Source organism: Halochromatium roseum, assembly GCF_016653315.1.
Lineage (GTDB): Bacteria > Pseudomonadota > Gammaproteobacteria > Chromatiales > Chromatiaceae > Lamprobacter > Lamprobacter roseus.
Genome location: NZ_NHSH01000044.1, coordinates 63,612 through 85,207, shown reverse-complemented (window position 1 = coordinate 85,207; position 21,596 = coordinate 63,612). Strand labels below are relative to the sequence as shown.

Annotated in this window: 18 protein-coding genes; 9 read left to right on the top strand and 9 right to left on the bottom strand. The window is 62.5% G+C overall.

Going from position 1 to position 21,596, the window contains the following annotated elements; all coding sequences use genetic code 11:
- Positions 1-2 precede the first annotated feature (2 nt).
- Positions 3-1,943 carry a transglycosylase SLT domain-containing protein gene (locus CCR96_RS06115; protein WP_201218867.1) on the top strand — a complete coding sequence of 647 codons (1,941 nt, stop codon included), beginning with the start codon at positions 3-5 and terminating at the stop codon, positions 1,941-1,943.
- 216 nt (positions 1,944-2,159) lie between these two features.
- Positions 2,160-2,783 carry a hypothetical protein gene (locus CCR96_RS06110; RefSeq protein ID WP_201218865.1) on the top strand — a complete coding sequence of 208 codons (624 nt, stop codon included), beginning with the start codon at positions 2,160-2,162 and terminating at the stop codon, positions 2,781-2,783.
- 70 nt (positions 2,784-2,853) lie between these two features.
- Here CCR96_RS06110 and CCR96_RS06105 read toward each other — a convergent pair whose 3' ends face one another.
- A complete protein-coding gene (locus tag CCR96_RS06105; RefSeq protein ID WP_242518627.1) occupies positions 2,854-3,687 on the bottom strand; it encodes a sulfite exporter TauE/SafE family protein in 834 nt (277 codons plus the stop codon).
- 81 nt (positions 3,688-3,768) lie between these two features.
- On the opposite strand from CCR96_RS06105, the gene CCR96_RS06100 reads away from it, so the two are divergent.
- Positions 3,769-4,671, top strand: coding sequence for a complex I NDUFA9 subunit family protein (locus CCR96_RS06100; protein WP_201218863.1), 903 nt, complete (start codon positions 3,769-3,771; stop codon positions 4,669-4,671).
- Between the two features lie 38 nt (positions 4,672-4,709).
- Here the strand turns inward: CCR96_RS06100 and CCR96_RS06095 are convergent, their stop codons facing one another.
- On the bottom strand, positions 4,710-6,092 hold the full coding sequence (locus tag CCR96_RS06095) for a class I SAM-dependent methyltransferase (protein WP_242518625.1): 1,383 nt from the start codon (positions 6,090-6,092) through the stop codon (positions 4,710-4,712).
- 117 nt (positions 6,093-6,209) lie between these two features.
- Here CCR96_RS06095 and CCR96_RS06085 point away from each other — a divergent pair, with 117 nt between their 5' ends.
- The gene (locus CCR96_RS06085) at positions 6,210-7,052 is read left to right on the top strand and encodes a pteridine reductase (protein ID WP_274601079.1); all 843 of its coding nucleotides are present in this window, start codon (positions 6,210-6,212) and stop codon (positions 7,050-7,052) included.
- A gap of 143 nt (positions 7,053-7,195) precedes the next feature.
- Positions 7,196-7,690, top strand: a complete 495-nt coding sequence (locus tag CCR96_RS06080; protein ID WP_201218859.1) for a DUF2452 domain-containing protein — start codon at positions 7,196-7,198, stop codon at positions 7,688-7,690.
- Between the two features lie 248 nt (positions 7,691-7,938).
- Here CCR96_RS06080 and CCR96_RS06075 read toward each other — a convergent pair whose 3' ends face one another.
- The 5 genes from CCR96_RS06075 to CCR96_RS06055 all read right to left on the bottom strand — a co-directional run bounded on the left by CCR96_RS06075 (position 7,939) and on the right by CCR96_RS06055 (position 16,917).
- Positions 7,939-9,522 carry a C1 family peptidase gene (locus CCR96_RS06075; RefSeq protein WP_201218857.1) on the bottom strand — a complete coding sequence of 528 codons (1,584 nt, stop codon included), beginning with the start codon at positions 9,520-9,522 and terminating at the stop codon, positions 7,939-7,941.
- Between the two features lie 87 nt (positions 9,523-9,609).
- Positions 9,610-11,064, bottom strand: coding sequence for a diguanylate cyclase (locus CCR96_RS06070; protein ID WP_201218855.1), 1,455 nt, complete (start codon positions 11,062-11,064; stop codon positions 9,610-9,612).
- Positions 11,065-11,067: 3 nt separating this feature from the next.
- On the bottom strand, positions 11,068-14,775 hold the full coding sequence (locus CCR96_RS06065) for a CHASE domain-containing protein (RefSeq protein WP_201218848.1): 3,708 nt from the start codon (positions 14,773-14,775) through the stop codon (positions 11,068-11,070).
- A complete protein-coding gene (locus tag CCR96_RS06060) occupies positions 14,775-16,373 on the bottom strand; it encodes a HAMP domain-containing sensor histidine kinase (protein ID WP_201218846.1) in 1,599 nt (532 codons plus the stop codon). The genes CCR96_RS06065 and CCR96_RS06060 overlap by 1 nt, the downstream gene beginning before the upstream one ends.
- A complete protein-coding gene (locus tag CCR96_RS06055) occupies positions 16,366-16,917 on the bottom strand; it encodes a winged helix-turn-helix domain-containing protein (RefSeq protein WP_274601078.1) in 552 nt (183 codons plus the stop codon). Before CCR96_RS06055 ends, CCR96_RS06060 begins: the two co-directional genes overlap by 8 nt.
- Positions 16,918-17,028: 111 nt before the next feature.
- Here CCR96_RS06055 and CCR96_RS06050 point away from each other — a divergent pair, with 111 nt between their 5' ends.
- Positions 17,029-17,529, top strand: coding sequence for a DUF2202 domain-containing protein (locus tag CCR96_RS06050; RefSeq protein WP_201218844.1), 501 nt, complete (start codon positions 17,029-17,031; stop codon positions 17,527-17,529).
- Between the two features lie 161 nt (positions 17,530-17,690).
- Here CCR96_RS06050 and CCR96_RS06045 read toward each other — a convergent pair whose 3' ends face one another.
- Positions 17,691-18,365 carry a cysteine hydrolase family protein gene (locus CCR96_RS06045; RefSeq protein ID WP_201218842.1) on the bottom strand — a complete coding sequence of 225 codons (675 nt, stop codon included), beginning with the start codon at positions 18,363-18,365 and terminating at the stop codon, positions 17,691-17,693.
- A gap of 263 nt (positions 18,366-18,628) precedes the next feature.
- Here CCR96_RS06045 and CCR96_RS06040 point away from each other — a divergent pair, with 263 nt between their 5' ends.
- Positions 18,629-19,627, top strand: coding sequence for an SLAC1 anion channel family protein (locus CCR96_RS06040; protein WP_201218840.1), 999 nt, complete (start codon positions 18,629-18,631; stop codon positions 19,625-19,627).
- Positions 19,628-19,751: 124 nt separating this feature from the next.
- Positions 19,752-20,153 carry a DUF6858 family protein gene (locus CCR96_RS06035; protein ID WP_201218838.1) on the top strand — a complete coding sequence of 134 codons (402 nt, stop codon included), beginning with the start codon at positions 19,752-19,754 and terminating at the stop codon, positions 20,151-20,153.
- A 40-nt stretch (positions 20,154-20,193) separates the two neighbouring features.
- Here the strand turns inward: CCR96_RS06035 and CCR96_RS06030 are convergent, their stop codons facing one another.
- Entirely contained in the window at positions 20,194-20,766 is a 573-nt protein-coding gene (locus tag CCR96_RS06030) for a SprT family zinc-dependent metalloprotease (protein WP_338035824.1), read from the bottom strand.
- Between the two features lie 294 nt (positions 20,767-21,060).
- On the opposite strand from CCR96_RS06030, the gene rimP reads away from it, so the two are divergent.
- Positions 21,061-21,558, top strand: a complete 498-nt coding sequence (gene rimP / locus CCR96_RS06025) for a ribosome maturation factor RimP (RefSeq protein WP_201218834.1) — start codon at positions 21,061-21,063, stop codon at positions 21,556-21,558.
- Positions 21,559-21,596 lie beyond the last annotated feature (38 nt).

The window sequence follows — 21,596 nt, the reverse complement described above, 5'->3', positions numbered from 1 at the left end:
TTGTGCCTCTTGTCCTTGTTGCGCTGCTGATCCTGTTCGTGCCGGCGGCGATGGTTACGATGGCAGATGGCGATACTGAAGCCCAGACGACAGCAGATCAGACCGCAGCAGGGCAAATCGCAGCAGGGCAGACTTCGGACGAGGAGGCGGCTGTCACCGCGGTAGCGGACTCGGCTCTGCCGCTGTCGGCTGCCGACCGCGCCTATGCCGATCTGCGTGCACGGCTCGATACGGCCGACGTAAATGCAATACAGCGCTTCCTCTCGCGCTATCAGGGCACGGCTGCGGCCGAGCGCCTGCGCGAGCAGTGGCTGCGCCGGCTGGTGCGCGAGCGACGTTGGTCCGACTATCTTGCTGCGCATGTCGACAACGGGTCCACCGAGCGAGACTGTTGGTACCGGCGAGCGCTGCTTGGGACTGGACGCGCTGCTGAGGCCTTCTCTGGAATCTCGGAGGTCTATCTGACGGGGCGTTCGCTGCCGTCAGACTGCGACCCGCTGTTTGCGGCTTGGGCTGAGGTTGGGGGGCTGCGCAGCGACCTGGTCTGGGCGCGGGTCGAGCGTGCCCTGGACGCGGGTAATCGCGGTGTCGCGGCCTACCAAGGGCGCTACCTTCCGGCTGAGCAGCAGCCTTGGCTCACGCTGATGCTGGATGTGCATCAGCGACCGTCGCTCTTGCTCGAGCAGCCGATGACCGCCGAGCGGGTGCCGGATCAGGGCAGACGACAGCAGATCCTGGTCTATGGGTTGCGGCAGTTAGCGGCCATATCGCCCGCGAGCGCAGAGCAGTTTCGGGCCTCGATTGCGGCGTCAGAATCTCTGTCAGTTCCACTTGCAGAGCGCGCCGATGCCGCCGTTGGTAACGCCCTGGCACTTGCCGGCGATCTCCGCGGCTTTGATTATCTGGCGCTGCTCGAGCCGCGGGCTGACAATCAGGATCTACAGCTGCGACGCCTGCGCACCGCGTTGAAGCTAGGCGCCTGGCAACAGCTTGCCGATTGGTCTGCGGGGCTGGCGCCAGAGGCGGATGAGCTCGGCAAATGGCGTTACTGGCGAGGTAAGGCGCTGATGCGGATCGCCTCCAGTTCTGCGCAGCGTGCGGCGGCGGCGCATGCCTTTGCCTCGGCCGCTGAGGAGCGCACGCTCTGGGGCTTTCTCTCCGCGGAACTGATTGGGCGCCCGCCAGCGCTTGCGCATCAACCGGTGCCGGTGGAGCAGCGTGCGTTGGACCAGTTGATGCACTCCGACCTGGTACAGCGCTTGAAGACACTGAAAGCACTCGGTCGCGACACTGAGGTGCGGCGTGAGTGGCTCGAACTGGTGCGCCTGTTGCCCCGAGAGCAGAAACTGGTTGCTGCGGTTGCCGCCGCTGAGCTCGGACTCGCCAATGAGTCGATCCTGGCCCTCTCACAGGCGGGCTATTGGGATGACCTCGATCTGCGTTTTCCGCTTGCTTATGCGGACTTGGCGCGCGAGGCCGCTGCCGAACGGGGACTGCCGTTGGACTGGGTCTATGCCGTGATCCGCCAAGAGAGCGCCTTCGATCCGGACATCGCCTCCCACGCGGGTGCCGTCGGACTGATGCAGCTGATGCCGCCGACCGCGCGCGAGGTGGCGTTGAAGCATGGTCTTGCCGAGCCGGAGCGGCTCGATCTGATCGATCCGGCGCTGAATATCTCGCTCGGCACCGCCTATCTGGCGCAGATGCAGCAGCGCTTCGGCGGCCATTCGCTGCTCGCTAGCGCCGCTTACAATGCCGGGCCGGGCGCCGTGAGTCGCTGGCTGCCGGAGACGCCCATGGCCGGCGACCTCTGGCTGACCGAGATCCCCTATGGCGAGACGCGCCAATATGTGCGCCGGGTGCTGACCTATCGCATCTTCTATCGGGACCGGTTGGGATTGCCGCCATTGCGGGTGGGTGCCTTGCTGCGCTCGGTTCCCTGATCCAGCGGGCGCGACCGATGCTGCGTGATCGTCGTGCGCTGCTCGGTCTCTCGCCTCTGTTATCCTGCTTGGCTTTGACTTGGCGCACTCGTCGTGTCACGCCTTTTACTGATGCCATAGCTTTCTCCATGGCTGTCTTCCCATGGCTGCCCCCATGGCTGTCCCCATGGCTGTCTTCATCATTGCTCCATCGCTGCGTTCATTGCCATCTTCATCATGCGTTTTCGCCTTCTGATCGCTTTCGTGCTGGGCCTGTCGGTGCTGTTGCCAGCGAGTGCTGTTGGCAGCGATGCTGCTGACATCATGGCCAAGGCCATGGCGCGGATGATGGAGGCAATGGGGCTATTCGACGGCGATTCCGGCCCAGCGGTGCCAACAATGCCGTCGATGATGCCGGGTATGGGGAATCTCGGTTACGGCCAGATGCCCTGGACCCAGATGCCCGGCTACGGCGTCTTTAATGACCCGATCACCGCCTTTGGCATGCAGGGCATGGGCGATCAGTGGGCTAGCGGCAAGGCCTGGCCTTGGGGCAGTGGCGGGAGTGGGCTCGATGGTATCTGGGAGGGGCGCGACGGTGGCCTGATGATCATTCGTGGTCAGCGCTTTCGTTTGCAGGCGGCCCAGGGCGGACATATCGAAGGCCTCTTCCAGCGCCGTGGTGATCGCATCGCGCTCTATGAGCCCAGCAGCGAGAGTGTTCGCGCCTACGAGGTCGCCGAGCAGCGCGGGCGTTTGGTACTTCGCGACGCCGCTGGCAAGACCTACCTCTATCGCCGACTCTGGCTCGAAGAATCGGGTTTTGGCAACCCTTTCGGCACTGGCTCCTCGTCTGACTGAGTTGGCTGACTGATTCAGCCGCGCAGTATCAGCCGTGCAGTATTAGCCGTGCAGTATCAGCCGTGCAGCATCAACCGCGCAGCAGCCCAATACCGACCACCAGCAGCAATAGGGCAAAGACACGTTTCAGGGTTGCGGTTGGGAGTCGATGGGCGAGTCGGGCACCGAGGTGTGCGAGTGGCATGCTGGTGGCGATAATGGCGAGCGCCGCCGGCCAGTAGACGAAGCCGAGGCTGTGCGGGGGCAGCCCGGCGCGTCCCCAGCCTGAGAGCACGAAGCCCAAGCTGCCGGCGGCGGCGATCGGCACGCCGCAGGCGCTCGCGGTACCCACAGCGCGCCTCAGCGCAATCCCATGGCGGGCCAGGAAGGGCACCACCAGGATGCCGCCACCGACGCCCAGCAAGGCGGACAAGGCGCCGAAGCCGATCCCCGCTCCTAGCAGCCGTCGCCGGGGCGGGAGCGGTTGTTGTGGCGCCTGCTGGGCGGACTTCAGCAACATCCGCGCCCCGCTGTAGAACAAGAACAAGGCGAAGATCCGCTGCAACCAGATTGGTGTGATCTCTCCGCCGGCTAAGGCCCCAAGCCCGGCGCCGATCAGCAGGGCCGTGCCGAGCAAGCGAACGATGGGCCAGTCAACCGCGCCGCGGCGATGGTGGGAGTAGGCCGAGACCGAGCCGGTCGCGATGATCGTCGCCAGCGAGGTCGCGACCGCTTGATGTGGTGCCCAGAGCCCATCCAGATGCAGATAGCCGAAGATGCCGATCAGCGCGGGCACGATGATCGCGCCGCCACCGATCCCGAGCAGTCCGGCGAGGAGACCGGCGAGCGCGCCGGTGGCGAGAAAGGCAACGAGGGCGAGAGGGTCCATCACGGCTAGGGTCGACTCCGGGTGTTGATGGGGCATAATACGCGCCCAGATCGACCGCTGTTTCCCAGCATGGTCCCTAGCCGCGCTGACATCGGTTCGCGCGTTTTCAGGAGTCCGATGAGAACCAAGACAATTTGTATCCTCGGTGGCGCCGGCTTTGTCGGTCAGCATCTGGTCCGACGACTCGGCGAGGCCGGTTGGCATTGCCGCGTGCCGACACGCCGACCACACCGGCACCGCGACCTCAAACTGATCCGGCACCTCAGCCTGCTGCCGGTTAGCAGCCTGGATCGAGCGACCCTGGCTGAACTCTTCGCAGGTTGTGATGCGGTGGTAAACCTGGTCGGCATCCTCAACGAGGATGGCAGCTCGACCTTCGAGCGGGCCCATGTCGAGCTGGTGCGCGAGCTGAGCGCGGCGGCAACCGAGGCTGGCGTGTCGCGGCTGATCCAGATGAGCGCGCTCAACGCTGACGCGGTCGGCGGTGGCAGTGCCTATCTGCGCTCTAAGGGCGCTGGCGAAGACCTGGCACACCAGGCTGAAGGCTTGCAAGTGACCAGTGTTCGTCCGTCGGTGATCTTTGGTCGTGGCGACAGCTTCTTCAACCGTTTCGCCGCGTTGCTGGAACTGACCCCGGGCGTCTTCCCGCTGGCCTGCCCTGATGCGCGCTTCGCGCCGGTCTGGGTGGGTGACGTCTGCGAGGCGATCGCGCGCGCCCTGGATGATCCGCGAACCATTGGCCGTCGCTACGATCTCTGTGGTCCGCGGAGGTTTCGTTTGCAGGCGTTGGTCGAGCAAACCGCGCGCTGGATCGGCAAGCGCTGCCTGCTGATTGGGCTCAATGATCGCGCCTCGCGTTGGCAGGCAACACTCTTTGAGCGTTTGCCGGGTAAGCCGTTCACGATGGACAATTACTGGTCGATGCAGACCCCGAGCATCTGCGGTGAGCATAATGGGCTGCTCGAGCTTGGCATCCATCCGAGCGATATCGAGACCATCGTACCGACCTACCTGCGCTGAGAGGTCTTGTCGGTGGCGCGGTCGCTTAGAGACGAGCGCTAGAGGCGGGCGCTCAGGTCACGTACCGAAAAGCCACTGAGCGTAAGCTCGTCGAGGCCTTTGCTCAATCCCAGTACCTGGAAGCGTTCGCCCATCAAACTCGGTAGTAGTAATTGCTTAGCGCCGGCGGTCAGCTCAAGCATGGCCATGGGGTCGGTGGCTGCGGCCTCTGCGATCAGTGCATCGATACCGCAGCCGATGAGAAAGTTGGCTTGGGTGGTGTAACCGACCAGGTCAAGCCCAGCGTGCCGCCCGGCTTCGGCCAAGGCGGTGAAATCGACATGAGCGGTCAGGTCCTGCAAGCCGATGTCGCGATAGGGATCGGCGTGCGCTTGATGGCGGCTGTGGCACATCAGGGTGCCTTGATCGCGCTCGGGCAGATAGCGTTCGGCGCGCGGATAACCATAATCGATGACCAAGATCAGGCCTGTGCCGAGCATGGTGCCGAGCGCCTGAGTCCAGGGTGCAAGCCGAAGGTTGATCTCCGAGCGGTAGCCGGGCTGGGTGGCGAGACCGGCTGACTGTAACGCTAAGACGGCCTGTATCAGTGCCGGCGATGCCGATTCCGAGAGGCGATCGATGAAACGCTCGCCATCGCCATCGCCATTGCTATCGCGATCGCGATCGCGATCGATACCGACGCAGACCTCTTGAATCTGGCCCTCGTTGCCGATCTGGAAGCGATTGACCGGCATCGCGTCCAAGACCTCGTTGGCGATGACGATGCCGTCGAATTGCGCTGGCAGCCGATCGAGCCAGTGACAGCGCTCGAGCAACGCCGGGACGCGGGCAGATAGGGTTTGGCGCTGGCGCTCAGCCAAGTCTGGGCTTGGCTCCAGGATCAGGTAGCGCTCTGGTAGTGGGCCTTGCTCGGCGAGGCTGGCCAGGAGTTCGGCGGCCAGCGCGCCGGTGCCAGCGCCGAGTTCGAGCAGGTCGGCGCCGCTGCTCGGGGCCGTGCCGCTCGCTTGTAGCTCCGCACTCTGGCTGCTAATGGCAGCGCGGTTAAGGCTACCGTTGCCTATGCCTGCTTTGGCTTTACGGTTTTTGGTGCTGGTGCTGGTGCTGGTGCTGGTGCTGGTGCTGGTGCTGGTGCTGGTGTTGCGGCTGTGCATGGGATGCGCTTCGAGTGCGGTCAGCACCTCGCGACAGGCGACCGCGAGACAGCGTCCGAACAACGGAGAGATCTCGGGGGCGGTGACAAAGTCTCCTGCCGCCCCCAGCTTTGTGGTACCGGCGACGTAATAGCCAAGCCCTGGGGCATAGAGCGCAAGCTCCATGAAGCGGTCGAAACGGAGCTGGCCGCCGGCGGCCTTGATTTCAGCGCGGATCAGCGCCTCGAGTGCCAGGCGGTGTTGCGTGGCATGATCTTCGGTATCAACCATCGGTCCGTTCCATCAAGTTCTGTTCTTCTAGCAATCTGTAGCCTGCGTTAGCGTGAATCTCACGCAATTCATTTTCCGGAATGGCACCGCGCCATGGGCGTTACCAGGAGAAATCGATTGACTGATCAGCCAGCAGCCCATCCAGCGAGCGCAGTGCGCGGCAACCGAGCGCAAGATACGCCGGCGCAAGATGACCCAAGGCAAGCGCGCTCAGGCTCGGGATCGCTCCAGGGCAAGGTCGTCTTGATCACCGGGGCGGCGCATCGCATTGGCGCGCGGATCGCCCGGCTGCTGCACGCCGAAGGCGCCCATCTATCGCTGCATTATCACCAGTCTCGCCAGGCCGCCGAGGCCCTACAACAATCGCTTGAGCGGGAGCGCAAGGGTTCGGTGCAGTTGGTGCAAGCGGACCTCTGCGACATCGCTCGCCTGACGACGCTGATCGCCGAGGTCGAAGCCTACCATGGTCGTCTCGATGTCCTGGTCAACAATGCCTCCAGTTTCTATCCAACGCCGCTCGAGGAGGCGACCGAGACGCAGTGGGAAGACCTGCTCGGCTCGAACCTGAAAGGGCCGTTCTTTCTGACGCGAGCGGCCGCTCCCCTGCTGCGCCAGAGCCGCGGCGCGGTGATCAATCTGGTCGACATCCATTCCCAACGCCCGCTCAAGTCACACCCGATCTATTCGATCGCCAAGGCTGGCAATGCGATGATGGTGAAGACACTGGCGCGGGAACTTGGCCCCGAGGTACGGGTCAACGGCATCTCGCCGGGCGCGATCCTCTGGCCGGAGCAAGGGCTCTCGGACGCGACCAAGGACGAGATCCTGTCGCGCACCGCGCTCGGGCGCGCGGGGATGCCCGACGACATCGCCCGGACCCTGCTGTTCTTGGTGCGCGATGCCGATTACATCACCGGCCAGATCATTGCAGTCGATGGTGGCCGCACCTTGCAGCAATGATCAGGACCCGCAGCCTCGATCCGCGCAGCAGACACAGACTGTGAAGCAACCTGCGAGCACTGGCTGAGATCACCGGCGTTGCCCCCATCAGACCCCTGATCAAGTGATCTTGGCTGAGCGGCAAATCGACACATAGGAATCCAATGACTGACGAGAAGAAGGCCCTCCTACATCAAGGTTCTGACCGAAGCTCGCCGTATCCGGTGAGCCGGCTGGCGCCGGCATTCCAGGCCCCAGCCCTAGCTGAGGAGATCGAGCGTGCCGAGTCCATGCTGAGCGCGCGCACCAGCGCCAAGCTGCGCGTGATCGCCGATCAGATCAAGGCGTTGCAGGCCGAGGCGCGTAAGGCCCTGGATGAGGCCCGCGACGAGCATGCACTCACGCATGCCGAGTGCGCCTTCAAACGCCTGCCAGGGAAGATCTACCATCTTTATCGCAAGCCCGATGGCAAGCGCTACTTCTCGATGCTCTCGCCCGAGGACTGGCGCGGCGCGCCGCCGCACCCCTACTTGGCCTCGTATCGACTCGAAGCCGATTATTCTTGGACTGCGCTCGAAGATTTAGATCAGGCCGACGATACCGGCGATCTGGTGCAGCAGCTGCTGCGTATTGATAGCTTGTCGCGCAACCTCGACTGAGACCGAGAGTCATGCAGGCTCAGGCTGGCGATGGCTCACGCTGGCCGATGTTGTTGCCGTCGGGTCAGGATCATCGACCGAGTGACGAGCGCTTTCGATCGGGATGCGCAAAGAGCAGGAGTTGTTGGCAGGTCGCTTTTCCCAATGCAGGGGTTATGCGAATGTTGGTCAGTACATAGGGCTGGCTATCCTTGCGTAGGAGCAAACGCAGTGGCCAGCCGCGGCTGACCGCTGCGATTGATTTGCCGTTACAGGCAGACGCCTTGGTTGGTGTTGCAACGCCCCGAGCAGCAGTCACTACCAGTGGAGCAGGTTTCCTTCTTCAGCCCGCAGTCCTGGGGTGGAGGCTCCAAACAGCCGCTAAAGGTGGAACAATCGCTGTCGGCGCAGTCTGTCGCTCCGTCGCCGTCATCATCGAGACCGTTGTCACAGATCTCGGCAATCGGCTCAGAACCACAGTCCTGCGCACAGTTCAGGTAATCCTCGGCGCCGACCGTGCAGACGCCGTCACCACAGCAGTAGCCTGGTGAGCAGTCGATGCAGCTGGCGTCTTCCTTGTTCGGATGGCAGGAGCCGTCAGCGACGCCCTTAAAGCAGGCTTGCTCGGTGCCGCCGCCTGGTCCGGAAATGCAATCGGCGGGGCAAGTGCTGCAATCCTCGCCGATCTCGCAGACGCCGTTGCCACAGCTGAGGAGTGCGCAGTATTGGCCGTCTTCGATGCACTGCTCATCAAGGCCGCAAGGAGGATTGACGCTGATGCAGGCCAGCGCGCTCTCACTGCACTGTTCACTGCCGTTGCAGAACAGACCATCATCGGCGCACGACACCGGCGTGCCGGCCTCGCAGGTGCCCCCGGCCCCGCACATCTCGGCACCGTTGCAGTAGACGCCATCGTCGCAGTCGGCGTCGCTGCTACAGGTCGCGATGGCGACGACATCGAAGTTGACCATCCCGAAGCCGAGGTTGTTGAGGTGGCCGTCGTAGGCGATCCAGAAGGTGCCATCGCCGTTTGGCCCCCCGGTTCCCCAACTATTCTTGACCAGGAAGGCGCCCTTGGCGTCGTCCCAGCCGATCAAGAGCACGGCGTGACCACCCTCGTAAGTGCCGCCAGCGTTGATGTAGACAGCGCCAGGATTGTAGCTTCCCCAAAAGGTGTAGAAGTCGCTATAGACCGTGTAGCGCCAATAGCTTGGGCCATCCTCGATCAGCGAGGTCTTGAAGCTCAGGGTATCCGCCGGGAGGGTATGGAAATTGGTGATGCGATAAGGCATCTGCTCGCCGGACGGCTCATAGCAGGCGGTCGTATCACTGGCGGTATAGGGGGAAACGGATTCGTCCAGCGCACCCTTGTCTGGCTGCGGAGGCGCCTCCCAATAGCGAACGGCCGTGGAGTAGCCGCCGTCACAGCCAAAATTCGCTGTATTGCAGGAGACCTGCTGTTGCTCGGAGAGGTTCTCTGGGCCGACGCCGAGCGCTTTGAGCAGATGCGACTCCATGGCGCCTACGGTCGCAAAGGCCCAGCAGGAGCCACAGCTGCCTTGGTTCTTGGCCGGAGTGACGATGCCCTCATCACGGGCGTCATAGCTGGCAGGTAGGGCGAACTCCAGGCTGCTGGTCGACTGATCCATGAACGGTGGCGCCTTCAGATAGCGCTGATAGACCGCGTCGGGCAGCGGGATGTCACCGAGCGGAAACCGCTTTGGATCAGCGCCCGCATTGGTGCTGCCAAGGGCAAGGAGTGAAACAATCAGGCCAAATGTCGCCGCTTGAAACCATTTGAGGTCAAATTGGAGGTGGTAAGCAAGCACTCTGGGGTGGTGTGGGAAACGCACGGGTGGCTCCGTTGGGTCATGGCCACGACAATCTGCGTGGCTGCCGCCAAGTTTAGATAGAGCCTCTTTGGTTTTATGTGATGGCGTTCACGTCTGCCCGGATGTACGCCGTTGCTCGGCCGCGACCACGATTCGGTTGCGCCCATTGGCCTTGGCTTGATAGAGCGCGGCATCGGCCCGCGCTAGCAGTGCGACGGCGTCCAGCTCGCCGACCTGGCTGGCGGCAATGCCGATGGAGATCGTGACCGGAGGTAATTCCCCATCCTGATAGAGGACGCGCAGCGCCATGATGTTGCTGCGGATACGCTCCAGCCGACCCCTGGCCTCTTCCGCGGTGGCATTCGGCAAGATCAACGTCAGCTCCTCACCGCCGTAGCGGCAGGCGAGATCGTCGGCGCGCAAATTGCGGTTCAGTAACGCGCCGACCCCCCGCAGCACCGCATCGCCAGCATCGTGACCGTAGTGGTCGTTGAAGCGTTTGAAGTGATCCACGTCTAACATCGCCGCGACCAGCAGCGTGCCATCACGTTGGCAACGGTGCAGCTCACGCGGTAGGGTCTCGTCGAGGTAGCGGCGGTTGAAGAGTCCGGTGAGCTGGTCGCGGATGGCTGCCTCACGCAGCTCTTCTTGCAGCTGAAGGTTCGAGAGCGCCAGCTTGATCGACTCGCTGACGGCAAGGGTGAGGCTGCGCAGCTCTCGGCGTTGTTCGGCGTCGATCGCATTGGCGAGACTGATGTGCAATAGACCGAGCGTCTCGCCGCGCACCATCAGGGCAACCCCGAGATAAGCGCTGGGCGGTGCTTGGGTGAAGTGTCGGCACTGAGTGATGCTGGCGTGGTTTGTCACTTCGTGGACGCTTTTCAGTCGCATCGCCCAGCAGTCTTGCGCTGAGAATCGCTCCGGCACCGTCTGGACATCGCCCCAGGTTGCGACGACCTTGAGCTGTGTGCGATCGGCCTTGTCTGGCGTCGCGAGCAGGCCAGCATGGCCCGCAAAGAGCTCAGCGGCGCCTTGTGCAATGACCTGGTGGGCCTCCTCGCGGCTGGCGCAGGCGAGCAGTCGTTCGATCATCTGGTTGCGCTGGATCATCCAGGTGTCGTGACGTTGTAGCGATTGGAGGCGCGCGGCAAGCTGGTCGCGCTGGTGAGCAACCTCTCGGCGCAGTTGATCCCGCTCTAATAGGTTGCGGATGCGCTGCTGGGTGATGCCGACGTTGATCGGCTTGAGGATGTAATCGGCGGCGCCACAGCGCAAGCCTCGCGACTCGGCGTCGAGTTCGTTGAGCGCGGTTATGAAGATCACCGGGATCTCCCGCAGCGTTGGCATCGCCTTGAGCCGCTCGCAGGTCTCGAAACCATCCATGCCCGGCATCATCACATCGAGCAGGATGAGATCAGGAGGCGACTCTGTGGCCAGTGCCAGCCCCTCGGGTCCGGATGTGGCGATTTGCAGATCGAACTCCGCGGACAGCGCTGATCCCAGGACCATGAGATTCGCTGGTGTATCGTCGATGGCCAAGATGCGAGGGCGCTGACTCGTCATGGGTTACAGCTCCCAGCCCTGAGCTTGGGCGAGATGATGTAATTGTTCTAGCGCTTGATCAAATCGGAAGTTGGCTAAGGTTGCGCTGATCTCGCTCAGCTCCGCCGCGAGCGGGGTTCCTGCGGCCTCAGCCTGCAAGGTCTGGAAGGCCGCGAGCGCATCGAGCTTATGCTGCGCCAACAGCGGCTTGAGCTCGGCGATGAGGCTGGCGACTCGGATTGGGTCCGGCTGGCGTTGATTGAGCGGATCATCGAAGATCTCAATGGCCGTGCGGTTGGCGTGTATCGGGGCGATAGTAGAAGACGCTGCATCAGGATGCTGCGATAGCAACAGGGCCACGCGCTTTGCGCGAAGACGAAACCAGAAACGCGACCCGAGTCCTACAGTGCTGTCCACGCCGACCTCGCCGCCCATCAGCCGCGCCAGGCTGTCGATGATCGAGAGACCGAGGCCGGTACCGCCGTAGCGCCGCGTGGTGGAGCTGTCCACCTGTGAGAAGGGATTGAACAGCAGCCTCTGCAGTGACGGCTCGATCCCGATACCGGTATCAGTGACGGCGAATTCAAGCAGGGCGGTGCTCTGATCCCGGGAGATCTCGCTGGCCTCGAGACGGATGCTGCCGTGCTGGGTGAACTTGATCGCATTGTTGACCAGATTGATCAGCATCTGACGCAGGCGATCGGCATCCGCTTCATAGCCCTGCTCCGGCGGCCCGCGCCAGTCTTGCTCGAGCTGCAGGGCCTTGCTCTGTGCATGGGCGGCAAAGAGCGCATGCACATCCTGCAGCAGTGCGGCGGGCGAGCAGGGCGCTAGGTCGAGTCGCACCTTGCCGGCCTCGATCTTCGAGACGTCGAGGATGTCATTGAGCAGCTTGAGCAAGATCTGCCCGGAATCCCAGATGGTCTGCGCGTAGCTTATGCGGTCGTGCTCGGCGAGCTGTGGTTGTGAGAGGATCTGCGCCATGCCGAGAATGGCGTTCATCGGGGTGCGGATCTCGTGGCTCATGGTGGCGAGAAAGCGGCTCTTGGCGATATTGGCGCTATCAGCCGCTTCTTTGGCCTGGTAGAGCTCGGTGACATCGACGCGGAAGCCGACGGTATGTCCGGTCGGTGTCCGCCGCTCACGCACTTGCACCCAGCGGCCATCGCTGAGCTTGCGCAGCACTTCCCGGTCTCCCTCGCGGTGAGCTGCCAGTTGCTCGGTAATCCAGTCCTCTTCGCTCACGCAACCGCCATGGCGATCCTCCAGGGCCATATATTGCCCATTGATAACGCCATGGCGGAGGATCTCTTCGAAGCTGCGGCCAGGCTCGATGATGGCGGCCGAGCGCGGAAACAGCGCTCGGTATTCTTCGTTGCAATAGACCAGTCGATCCTGCGGGTCAAAGATGACGAAGCCCTCGTGGATGGTTTCGAGCGCGGAGCGCAGCAAGGCCTCGGCCTCTCGCAACTGCTTCTCGGCCTCCTTGCGCGCGGTGATGTCCTGGTGCGTGCCGGACATCATCTCGGGTTTGCCCTCAGGCGTCCAGCTCGTCACCTTGCCCCGGTCCTGCATCCAGACCCAATGCCCGGCTTTGTGGCGCATGCGCAGCTCGCAGCTGTAATACGCAGTCTCGCCGGCGAGGTGCTGCTGCAGCAGCACGGTCGATTGTTTGAAGTCGTCTGGGTGGGTGAGCTGCACCCAGGTGTCAATGGAGATCGGCGCCAGTTCTTCCAGCGTATAGCCGATCATCTCCGCCCAGCGGGCATTGAACAGGGTCTCTCCGGTGTTGATATTCCACTCCCAGGTGCCAGCTTGGGTGCCATCGATGACGTTTTGCAGGCGTTTGCGCTCGGTATCGAGCGCGGTTTCCTGGGCGACCCGCTCGCTGATATCGACCAGACTCCCGAGCATGCGCAGGGGGTTGCCGGCGGCGTCACGTTCGACCACCTGGCCTCGATCCAGCACCCAAATCACCTGTCCATCCTGGCGGCGCATGCGATGCTCGTGATGATAGGGCGCACGGCCTGCCAGGGCATCCCGCATGACCGATAGCACCTCGGCACGATCGTCCTCGTGCAGTCGTGCTTTGAACTCCTCGAACGGATGTTCGGCGGCCAGATCCTCAATGCCCAGAATCTCAACCCAGCGTTCATTGTGGGTCACCTGGTTGGTGGCGATGTCCCAATCCCAAAGGCCTTCGCCGGTGACGGCAAGAATGACGGTATAGCGGCGTTCGCTGGTCATCAGCGCGGCGGCAATGCGCTCACGTTCAGTGACGTCGTGGATGATGGAATACAGCGCCGGCTGGCCGCCGTAGCGGAAGGGTCCAGAGTGCACCTCGACTTGGCGCACTTCGCCATTAGCGAGGCGATGGGAGAAGAGCAAACAGTCCTGCTGTTGTTGATACGCGGCTTGCATCCGGCGCTGAATCTCATCAGCTGGCAGCTGATTGATGTCCGCGATGCGCATCCGTTGCAGCTGGGCCTGGTCATAGCCATAAAAGCGCTGTGCGGCTGGGTTGGCCTCCAGGATGGCACCGGTGTTTGGATCGATCAGCAGCATGACGGCCTTGGCGCTCTTGAAGAGGGCGCCATAACGCGCCTCGCTGTCGTCAAGCTGTGCGCGCAGCTGTTGCGAAAGATGCTCGTCGGAGCGCTGTTGGCGACTGATGGAAGCGATGATGATGAACAGGAAAATATCGATGGTGATGCCGCCAGCCGCGACAATCAGCGGCTGCGCGCTCTCCACCGCTGACAAATAGCTGGGTAGCGCATGCAGCGATAGTGTCCAGAGGTGCTGATTGACTGGCATGCGCACCAGCGCGCTGAGTGCGTCGGAATCCTTCGGGGCGAGCGTAGTGAGCATCGCTTCGGACGAATTGTGGAGCAGGAGGCTGTCACGCGAAGGGGTGTCGCCATCGAACAGCTCCAGATTGATTCCGCCTTGATCAGCGCCCAGGATGCCCTCGAGAAAATCCTTGATGCGAAACGGGCTATAAACAAAGCCCAGCAGCGCCGCACGCCGCTCGGCAATGGTCGTCACAGGCCAGCCGGGACGGTACAGGGGCACGTACATGAGAAACCCGAACTGGACATCCTCGTCCGTCTCCTGCACCAGCGTGACCCGGCCCGATATCGCCGGCTGGCCAGAATCTCGCGCGCGTTCCATCGCCGCGCGCCGGACCGGCTCGGAAAACATGTCGTAGCCGAAGGCGCGCTGATTGCGCCAGTCGAAGGGCTCAAGATAGACGATGGCGCTGTAGGTTTCGCGCTCACCCGCGGGGCGGATGCTGTAGTCCGGGAATCCCTCGGCTCGCACCGCTGCCTGATGCGTCTCGAGTTCGCCGGAAGACAGCATTAGGCTGAAGCCGAGCCCCTGAATGCCGGGAAAATTCTGCTGCAGCTGCAGATCCGAGACGTATTGATGCCATTCCTGGCGCGTGACCTCGTCTGATGCGTTGAACAGGCCGACGCCGCCGCGCAAGGCGGTCTCGTAGGTAAGTAGGCGCTTGCTGATCGCCGCGACGATATCTTGCGTCTGGAAGCGAAACCGCTGCTCGGCCTTGGCGCGAATCGCCTGGGCGGAGATGGACCAGGCCAGTGCTGTGAGTAGGAGCGACAGGGCCAGGATCGCCCAGGCGGTGATGCGATGATGTAATGCGCGCTTAAGCCAGCGCTGAGGGTTGAAGTTGACGCTTGCCAAGCAGCGGGCCGAATTGGGCAATGGCATCAGCTTCTCCACTGAAACGAGTGAGTGCTCTGCGTTTCGCCTAGAGTATCGCCAACGTCCAGGCAATCGCTGAAGGCGGTTTCGGTTTCTACATCGAGCGCATCCAAGAGGCATTGCTGCCGGGTTAGGATCTGGACCGAGGACAAGCTCAAACTCAAACTCAAACTCAAACTACGCATCCATGCTCGGGTCTGGGTTGGGTTGCTGTGGTTGATTGTATGATCAGACGGCGGTTGAGAGGGCGCCGTTGAACCGGACTCTGGATCGATCTCGTCCGGCAGCTCCACCCAGGCCGCGAGCCCTGCATCCGGCCGATTCTCGAGCCAAACCCGCCAGCCATGCGCCTGCGCGAGTTGTCTGACGATGGCGAGTCCTAGCCCGGTGCCTCCGGTGTTCGGGCTACGGGAGTGCTCCACCCGATGAAAGGGGCGAAAGACCGCTCCCAGCTCGGTGGTTGGGATGCCCGGCCCGAGGTCCAAGATGCCAATGCGACAGTGCTTGGCAGAGCGCTCAGCCTGCAGTTCGATTGGCTGTGCCCCGGCGTAGCGCTGCGCGTTGTTGAGCAGGTTCGCGAGCACCCGCCGCAAGGCCGCGACCGCTGTCTGTATCTCAATCCTTGGGCAGTGCACCCGCACATCGGCGCCTGTCGTGCGCGCCGCGGCTGCAAGCTCCTCCAGGAGTGCGGACAGCTCAACCGGCGCGGAGGGCTCTTGACTGAGGCCGCGGGCGAGCATCAGCACATTGCCAATCAGCCGATCCATCTCGCCGATATCCTGGTCTAGTCGCTCAATCCAGGTCGGATCAGGTCGGCGTTGGAGCATCTCGAGTGCAAGCCGCATGCGTGCAAGCGGTGTGCGTAGGTCGTGGGAAAGCCCGGCGAGCAGGGTGGTGCGCGCCTCGAGCAGCTCGCGGATCTGTGCGCTCAGTCGGTTGAAGCGATGCGCGAGTCCGGCCAGCTCACGCGGACCCTGCTCAGGCAGAAGGGTTGGCGTCTCACCACGGCCAAGGACCGCAGCGGCGCTATCGAAGCGCTTGATCGGCGTCAGGATCACGCCGCCCAACCACCAGGCAGCCAGGGCGGCGAGCAGCAGTCCAACGCTCAGCGTCAGCAGCAAGGCGGCCAAGGGATGGGGGCCGACGCGGCTTTGCGGAAAGCCCAGCCAGAGCGTTTGACCGCCGCTCGGCAGGCCCGCCCAGAGCCAAAGCGCCTGGGCCTGCTTGGTCGCGAGAATCTTGATCTCCTGGCCGGTGCGTGCGCTGAGCCGGTGCTCAAGCGCGCGCAGATAGAGCCCGTGGCGATCCTGTGGCTTGGCGTCAACCGGCGGCGTCGTGCGCAGCTCCAGGCCATGGGCGCGCAACAGCTCCTTCTCGAAGGCTGGGCGCGTCCCGGGGGGCAGCTCGCTGTGCGTTTGTGCCGACAGCACCATCAGCCCAGCGAGATCGGCGGACGCGCGCTCGGCCATCGGCAGCATGAGCAGGAAGACCACGGCTAAGGCTGAAACCAGCTCGAAGAGGACGAAGATCAGCGCCAGGCGCAGCGCATTCTGCTGGCGCAGACTGAGCCGGTGGGGCGAAAGCGCTCGCGCTGGCTCAGCCATCGGCGCCCTTGGGATTGAACAGGTAGCCAAGCCCGCGCACGGTGCGGATATAGATTGGGTGGGCGGGGTCTGGCTCGATCTTGCGCCGCAGACGCGCGACGCGCAGGTCCACCGTGCGATCGAAGGGGTCGCGATCATAGCCCTTGAGGAGATCCAGCAGGATATCGCGGGTCAGTACCCGTCCGGGTCGATCGATCAGCACCTCGATGAGGTCGTATTCGGCACTGGTCAGGCCGACATCGACAGCGTCGGCGAGCAGTCTGCGCGCCGCTCGATCGAGTCGATAAGGGCCGAAGCAATCGCGCGCTGAGACCGCTGCGGGGGCGGCTTGGGCGCGTCTCAACAGGGCCCTTAAACGCGCCAGCAGCTCACGCGGGCTGAACGGCTTGGCCAGATAATCATCGGCGCCGAGCTCTAGGCCCACTACCCGATCGATCTCTTCGCCGCGCGCCGAGAGCATCAGAATTGGGACCTGAGACTGTGTGCGCAGCTCGCGCGTCAGGGCCAAGCCGTCGCTGCCAGGTGAGGGTGGCGGCCAAGGCAAGATGACGCAGCAGCGAAGCCAGTCGCGGGCTCAATCCGGCTCAGGTGGTGGACAGCAGGATAGGGAGATGCTGCGGACACGGGTCAAGGCCAAGGCCTACAAGCGCCGGTAGTGGCGTTGAGCGTTGAGGAGGCCGATACGCTGCTCTGGATGCGCGAGGAGGAGAAACTCGCGCACGACGTCTATCTCGCGTTGGACGCACAGTGGGATTTGCTCGTTCTGCAGCGCATCGCCGTTTCTGAGCAGCGCCACTTCGACGCCCTCGGCGGCAAGATCGACCGTTACGCACTGGCGGACCCGGTACTGCCAGGTGCCGGGGTCTTCAGCGATCTGGAACTGCAGGCCCTGTACGATGAGTTGGTAGCGAGCGGTCTCGAGTCTTCGGCGCAGGCTCTGATGGTCGGCGCAACCATCGAGGATCTGGATATTCTCGATCTGCAACAGGCGATCGATGCAACAGACCAGCCTGATTTGCAGCGGACCTATGGGCACTTGCTGGAAGGCTCAAAGAACCATCTGCGTGCCTTCGTCAGGGAGTTGCGCGCGCTGGGCCTCGACTATGAGCCGCAATACATCGACCCGCTCTTCTTCGATGCCATCGTCGGTCTCTGACTGAGCAGCGCTAGCGCTTGGCCGTCATCAAGCCCGCAAGGGTGGCGTGGCGGCCGGGCTCGTAGCAATGGCGGCGAGAGAGTGGCGTCAAGCGCGTGGCGTCAAGCGCGTGGCGTCAAGCGCGTGGCGTCAAGCGCGTGGCGCCCAGCCCAAGCGGTGGATTACCCGAGCCTCATCAAACCACGCAACTCCTCACTAGTCATGACATGGCAGTAGATCATGTTGATGATGGCGAGTTCTTGCTGGTGCAACTCGTCAGTACCGGCGGCGCAGCAGTCCTCGACCAAGATCACCTGGAAGCTCTCGTCGGCCAGGCTGCGCACGGTCGAGGAGACGCACTGATCGGTATAGATGCCGGTCACGATCAGGTTGCGGATGCCCATGTTGCTGAGGATCAGGCGCAGGTTGGTGCCGGTCAGCGCGCTGTCGGTGGTCTTGGTGACGACGATCTCGCCGGGCGCGGGGGCGAGCTCAGGGATGATCTGCGAGGCCGCGCTGTCCTTGGGCATCAGCAGATTGTTCCAGCCGGGCAGCTTCTGACTCAGCGAGCGATCGCGACCGTCCTCGAGCTGGCAGGCGATGCGGGCGTGGATCACGTCCAGGCCGTTGTCTCGAAACTGCTGCTGCAGTGCTTGCAGCCGCGGGATGACCATGCCGCGCATGCGCTCGTGGAAGGGTGCCCAGCGTGCCCGCTCGGCGGGGTCGTCGTGTAAGACCATACCGTAGTTCTGCACATCGATGCAGAGCAGCGCGGTTTCGCTGGGCTTGAGCACTGGGTCAGCGGGCTCGGGAGCACCTGAGTAATAAAACGAGCGGTGAGCAGTCTTCCAGGTCATCGGTTTCGGCTCCGGAAAAAAGGCTGGAGTGGTGGGGATCATGATGCTGATCGCAGATCACTCTGCCAGATCGTCGGTGCAGCGTCATCTACAGCTTTGCTCGCGTGTCGTGCATGGGGCTTCGCTCATCAAGTGTCAGGCGGCGTCCAGCGGCCGTGCGACTCGATTTGACCGCAGGTTGTTGCGCTTCTTCAATGCCAACCCGCGCGTAATCCTTAAAATTCTCCTCAGTTATGTCCTATCCCGCGTTGCGGCCTTCTGTTATGCCACAGACTGCGATCGACTCGCGTCGACTTCCCAATTTCCCAATTTCCTTCTTTGCATTGGTGATGGGGCTCTCCGGGCTGACCATCGCCTGGGAGAAGGCGCTGCATGTGTTTGCACTCGAGCTGAATGATATCGGGTTCGACTCAACGCTTAATATTGGCCTTTGGATGTCCGGTGCGACGGCAAGCGTCTTTGCGCTCCTAGTCCTCTTCTATACGGCCAAGCTCGTCGTCTATCCAAAGGCTGTACTCGAGGAACTGCGTCATCCGATCAAGCTCAATTTCTTTGCAGCAGTTTCCATCAGCCTCTTGTTGCTCTCGATCGCGTTCTTGCCCATTGATGACACTATCAGTAGGCCGCTTTGGATGGTCGGCGCCAGCCTGCATCTGCTCTTCACGCTCTATGTAGTCAGTGTTTGGATTCACCATGAGCACTTCGAGGTCCATCACATGAATCCAGCTTGGTTTATCCCTGCGGTTGGTAACGTGTTGGTGCCGGTTGCCGGGGTGCCGCTGGGATTCGTCGATGTCTCCTGGTTCTTCTTCAGTATCGGCATGCTGTTCTGGGGCTTGCTGATGACCATCATCTTTTATCGGCTGCTGTTCCATACCCCGATCCCAGAACGCTTTATGCCGACCCTGTTTATCCTCATCGCGCCGCCGGCTGTCGGCTTCATCGCCTATACACGGTTGGTTGGTGATCTCGATCCGCTGGCCATGGTGCTCTACTTCAGCGCGCTGTTCCTCACGCTGCTGCTGTTTGCGCAGGCACGCTATTTCGCGCGGCTGAAGTTCTTCCTGTCGTGGTGGGCTTATACCTTCCCGCTCGCGGCAATCAGCATTGCGAGCATGCTCATGTTCGAACAAGGTCAGGGTGATGTCTATCGTTGGATCGGCGCTGGTCTGCTATTGATCCTGTCCCTGGTCGTCTTCTTTTTGCTGTTTAGAACGCTGTATGCCGTTATCCGTCACGGCATCTGTGTGCCCGGGCATTAGGCGCATCAATCTGGGCGTCGACTAGGGTCTGGCGTAGCCGTTCGCCAGCCCTAAATAGGTCGTCACTCATGGTTCCATTCTGACGCCCCATTGCTTTTTTCAACTCATTGGAGATAAAAAACTGATGAAACAGACCCTGCTGCAAGAGAAGTACCCCATCTACACGCTCGAGGTGAGCAAAGACGAGACTCGATTCGCCGACGCGAGTTCGATCATCGCCTATCTCAAAGAGTGTATCGATACGCACGATATTGCGAGCTACATCGGTGAGTTCGATCACATGGCGCACACGCAGTCGCTTGCCAACGGACAGATCGCCGAGGGTATCGAGTCCGCTAAGCACATCCTGTTCTGCTTTGGCACCAAGCTACCCGATCCGCATGTGATGGCGGTGCGGCCGCGCTCGATCGGGGTTGTCGATCAAGGCGACCGCTTCACGGTGACCTTTCTCGAGGCACCGATGCCGCCGGCGAACGAGGCCATGGAGCGCTGGGTCAAGGCGATCGTTGAGCAGCCGGCCTGCTGAGTCGGTGTTCCTCGCCTCGATTGAGGCGTCACCCCATCGCTCATAGCGCGGCGCCAGTGCGACGCCCAGGCTGCAGCGGCTCGCCGCAGCGCTTGCAGAGATAGCATTGCCCCTTAGCGACCTTGTTGTGGCGGATGCTCGAGAGCTGGTGCTCCATGCAGCCGCAGTGGTAACGAAAATAGGTCAGCGTGCGGGCGCTGAGCCCACTCACGTCATAATCATGGCAGCGCGTCGGCTCGGCGCCGAGCTGGCGCATGATGCGCTGCCATTCGGGGCCATGCGGCCGGATGCGCTGGCCGTAACGGTGATAGGCGAGCACATGGGCAACCTCGTGTGGCACGGTGCGCTGGATAAAGTTGGCCCCGCCGCGCTCAAGCAGCTCGAGGTTGTACCGGATCAGATACTCACCGCGGGCGCGAACTCGCACCTGGCCGGCGGTCTTGCCGCGCAGATCGAAACGAACCTCGATCTGGGCGTCTGGTATTGAGCCGAGCAGGGCCTTGGTCTGAGACCTTGCCTGAGCCGTGAGCGCCCGGAGGCTGGCACTGCCTGAGCCACTGTTGCGGATGTCGTCCGAGTTGGCTCGCGGCTTCTGGTTTTGCGTTTCGCTCACGATAGGGCTATCATCCGTAGGCTGAGATACGAGGGTAGAGCTGGCAACATGCCGCTTGATGCCCCTGGCGCGATGGCCCCGGTATCGGGGTTTTTTTTCATCCGCGATCCGCTGCAGACCCAGGCGAGGCTGCTTTCGGCAGAGGCTCGTACGGTACTGCTCCGAACAAGGGGCCAACGGCCCTTTTTTTGGTTCTGGCATTTGGTCTGGCCTGGGCGACGCCGGGGCCATGACGTTTGCGCCGTTCTCCGGCCAAGCTGGCAACGAAATCATATCAGTGGTGCTGAATTTTTGATGCGACGGGCAAATGATCGACTGACGAAGCTAGTGACATCGGTGGTTGAGCCGATGGGCTACGAGGCGATCGGTGTCGAGCATGCCTCGGCGGGGAGCGCGGAGGCGGTCTTGCGGGTCTATATCGATCATGCCAACGGCATCACGGTGGACGACTGCGAGGCGGTGAGCCGGCAGCTCAGCAGCGTACTCGATGTCGAAGACCCGATCAGTGGCCAGTACGCGCTCGAGGTCTCGTCTCCAGGCTTGGATCGGCCGCTATTTAGTGTTGAGCAGATCGCACGCCAGCTTGGCAACCGCATCCGCGTGCGGCTCGCGGAAAAGCACGAGGGACGCCGTAATTTCGAGGGTGAAGTGCTCGCAGTGAGCGATGACGGCCGGAGCTTGGAGCTGGGGCTCGATGAGGGCAACGCGCAACGTCGCGTGCAGCTTCCAATCGATCAGGTCGAAAGCGCCCGGGTAGTGCCCGAATTCAACCTTTCACAGTCCGCTCGCTAACGAACCGGATGCCGGACGGGGCCGAGAGCGACCGACAT

Excerpts from the sequence above, each read along its gene's own strand:
- CCR96_RS06065 (WP_201218848.1), bottom strand. The coding sequence starts at position 14,775 with ATGCCATTGCCCAATTCGGCCCGCTGCTTGGCAAGCGTCAACTTCAAC.
- rimP (WP_201218834.1), top strand. The coding sequence starts at position 21,061 with ATGCGACGGGCAAATGATCGACTGACGAAGCTAGTGACATCGGTGGTT.
- CCR96_RS06070 (WP_201218855.1), bottom strand. The coding sequence starts at position 11,064 with ATGACGAGTCAGCGCCCTCGCATCTTGGCCATCGACGATACACCAGCG.
- CCR96_RS06100 (WP_201218863.1), top strand. The coding sequence starts at position 3,769 with ATGAGAACCAAGACAATTTGTATCCTCGGTGGCGCCGGCTTTGTCGGT.
- CCR96_RS06035 (WP_201218838.1), top strand. The coding sequence starts at position 19,752 with ATGAAACAGACCCTGCTGCAAGAGAAGTACCCCATCTACACGCTCGAG.
- CCR96_RS06105 (WP_242518627.1), bottom strand. The coding sequence starts at position 3,687 with ATGCCCCATCAACACCCGGAGTCGACCCTAGCCGTGATGGACCCTCTC.
- CCR96_RS06060 (WP_201218846.1), bottom strand. The coding sequence starts at position 16,373 with ATGGCTGAGCCAGCGCGAGCGCTTTCGCCCCACCGGCTCAGTCTGCGC.
- CCR96_RS06045 (WP_201218842.1), bottom strand. The coding sequence starts at position 18,365 with ATGACCTGGAAGACTGCTCACCGCTCGTTTTATTACTCAGGTGCTCCC.
- CCR96_RS06095 (WP_242518625.1), bottom strand. The coding sequence starts at position 6,092 with ATGGTTGATACCGAAGATCATGCCACGCAACACCGCCTGGCACTCGAG.
- CCR96_RS06110 (WP_201218865.1), top strand. The coding sequence starts at position 2,160 with ATGCGTTTTCGCCTTCTGATCGCTTTCGTGCTGGGCCTGTCGGTGCTG.
- CCR96_RS06080 (WP_201218859.1), top strand. The coding sequence starts at position 7,196 with ATGACTGACGAGAAGAAGGCCCTCCTACATCAAGGTTCTGACCGAAGC.
- CCR96_RS06040 (WP_201218840.1), top strand. The coding sequence starts at position 18,629 with ATGCCACAGACTGCGATCGACTCGCGTCGACTTCCCAATTTCCCAATT.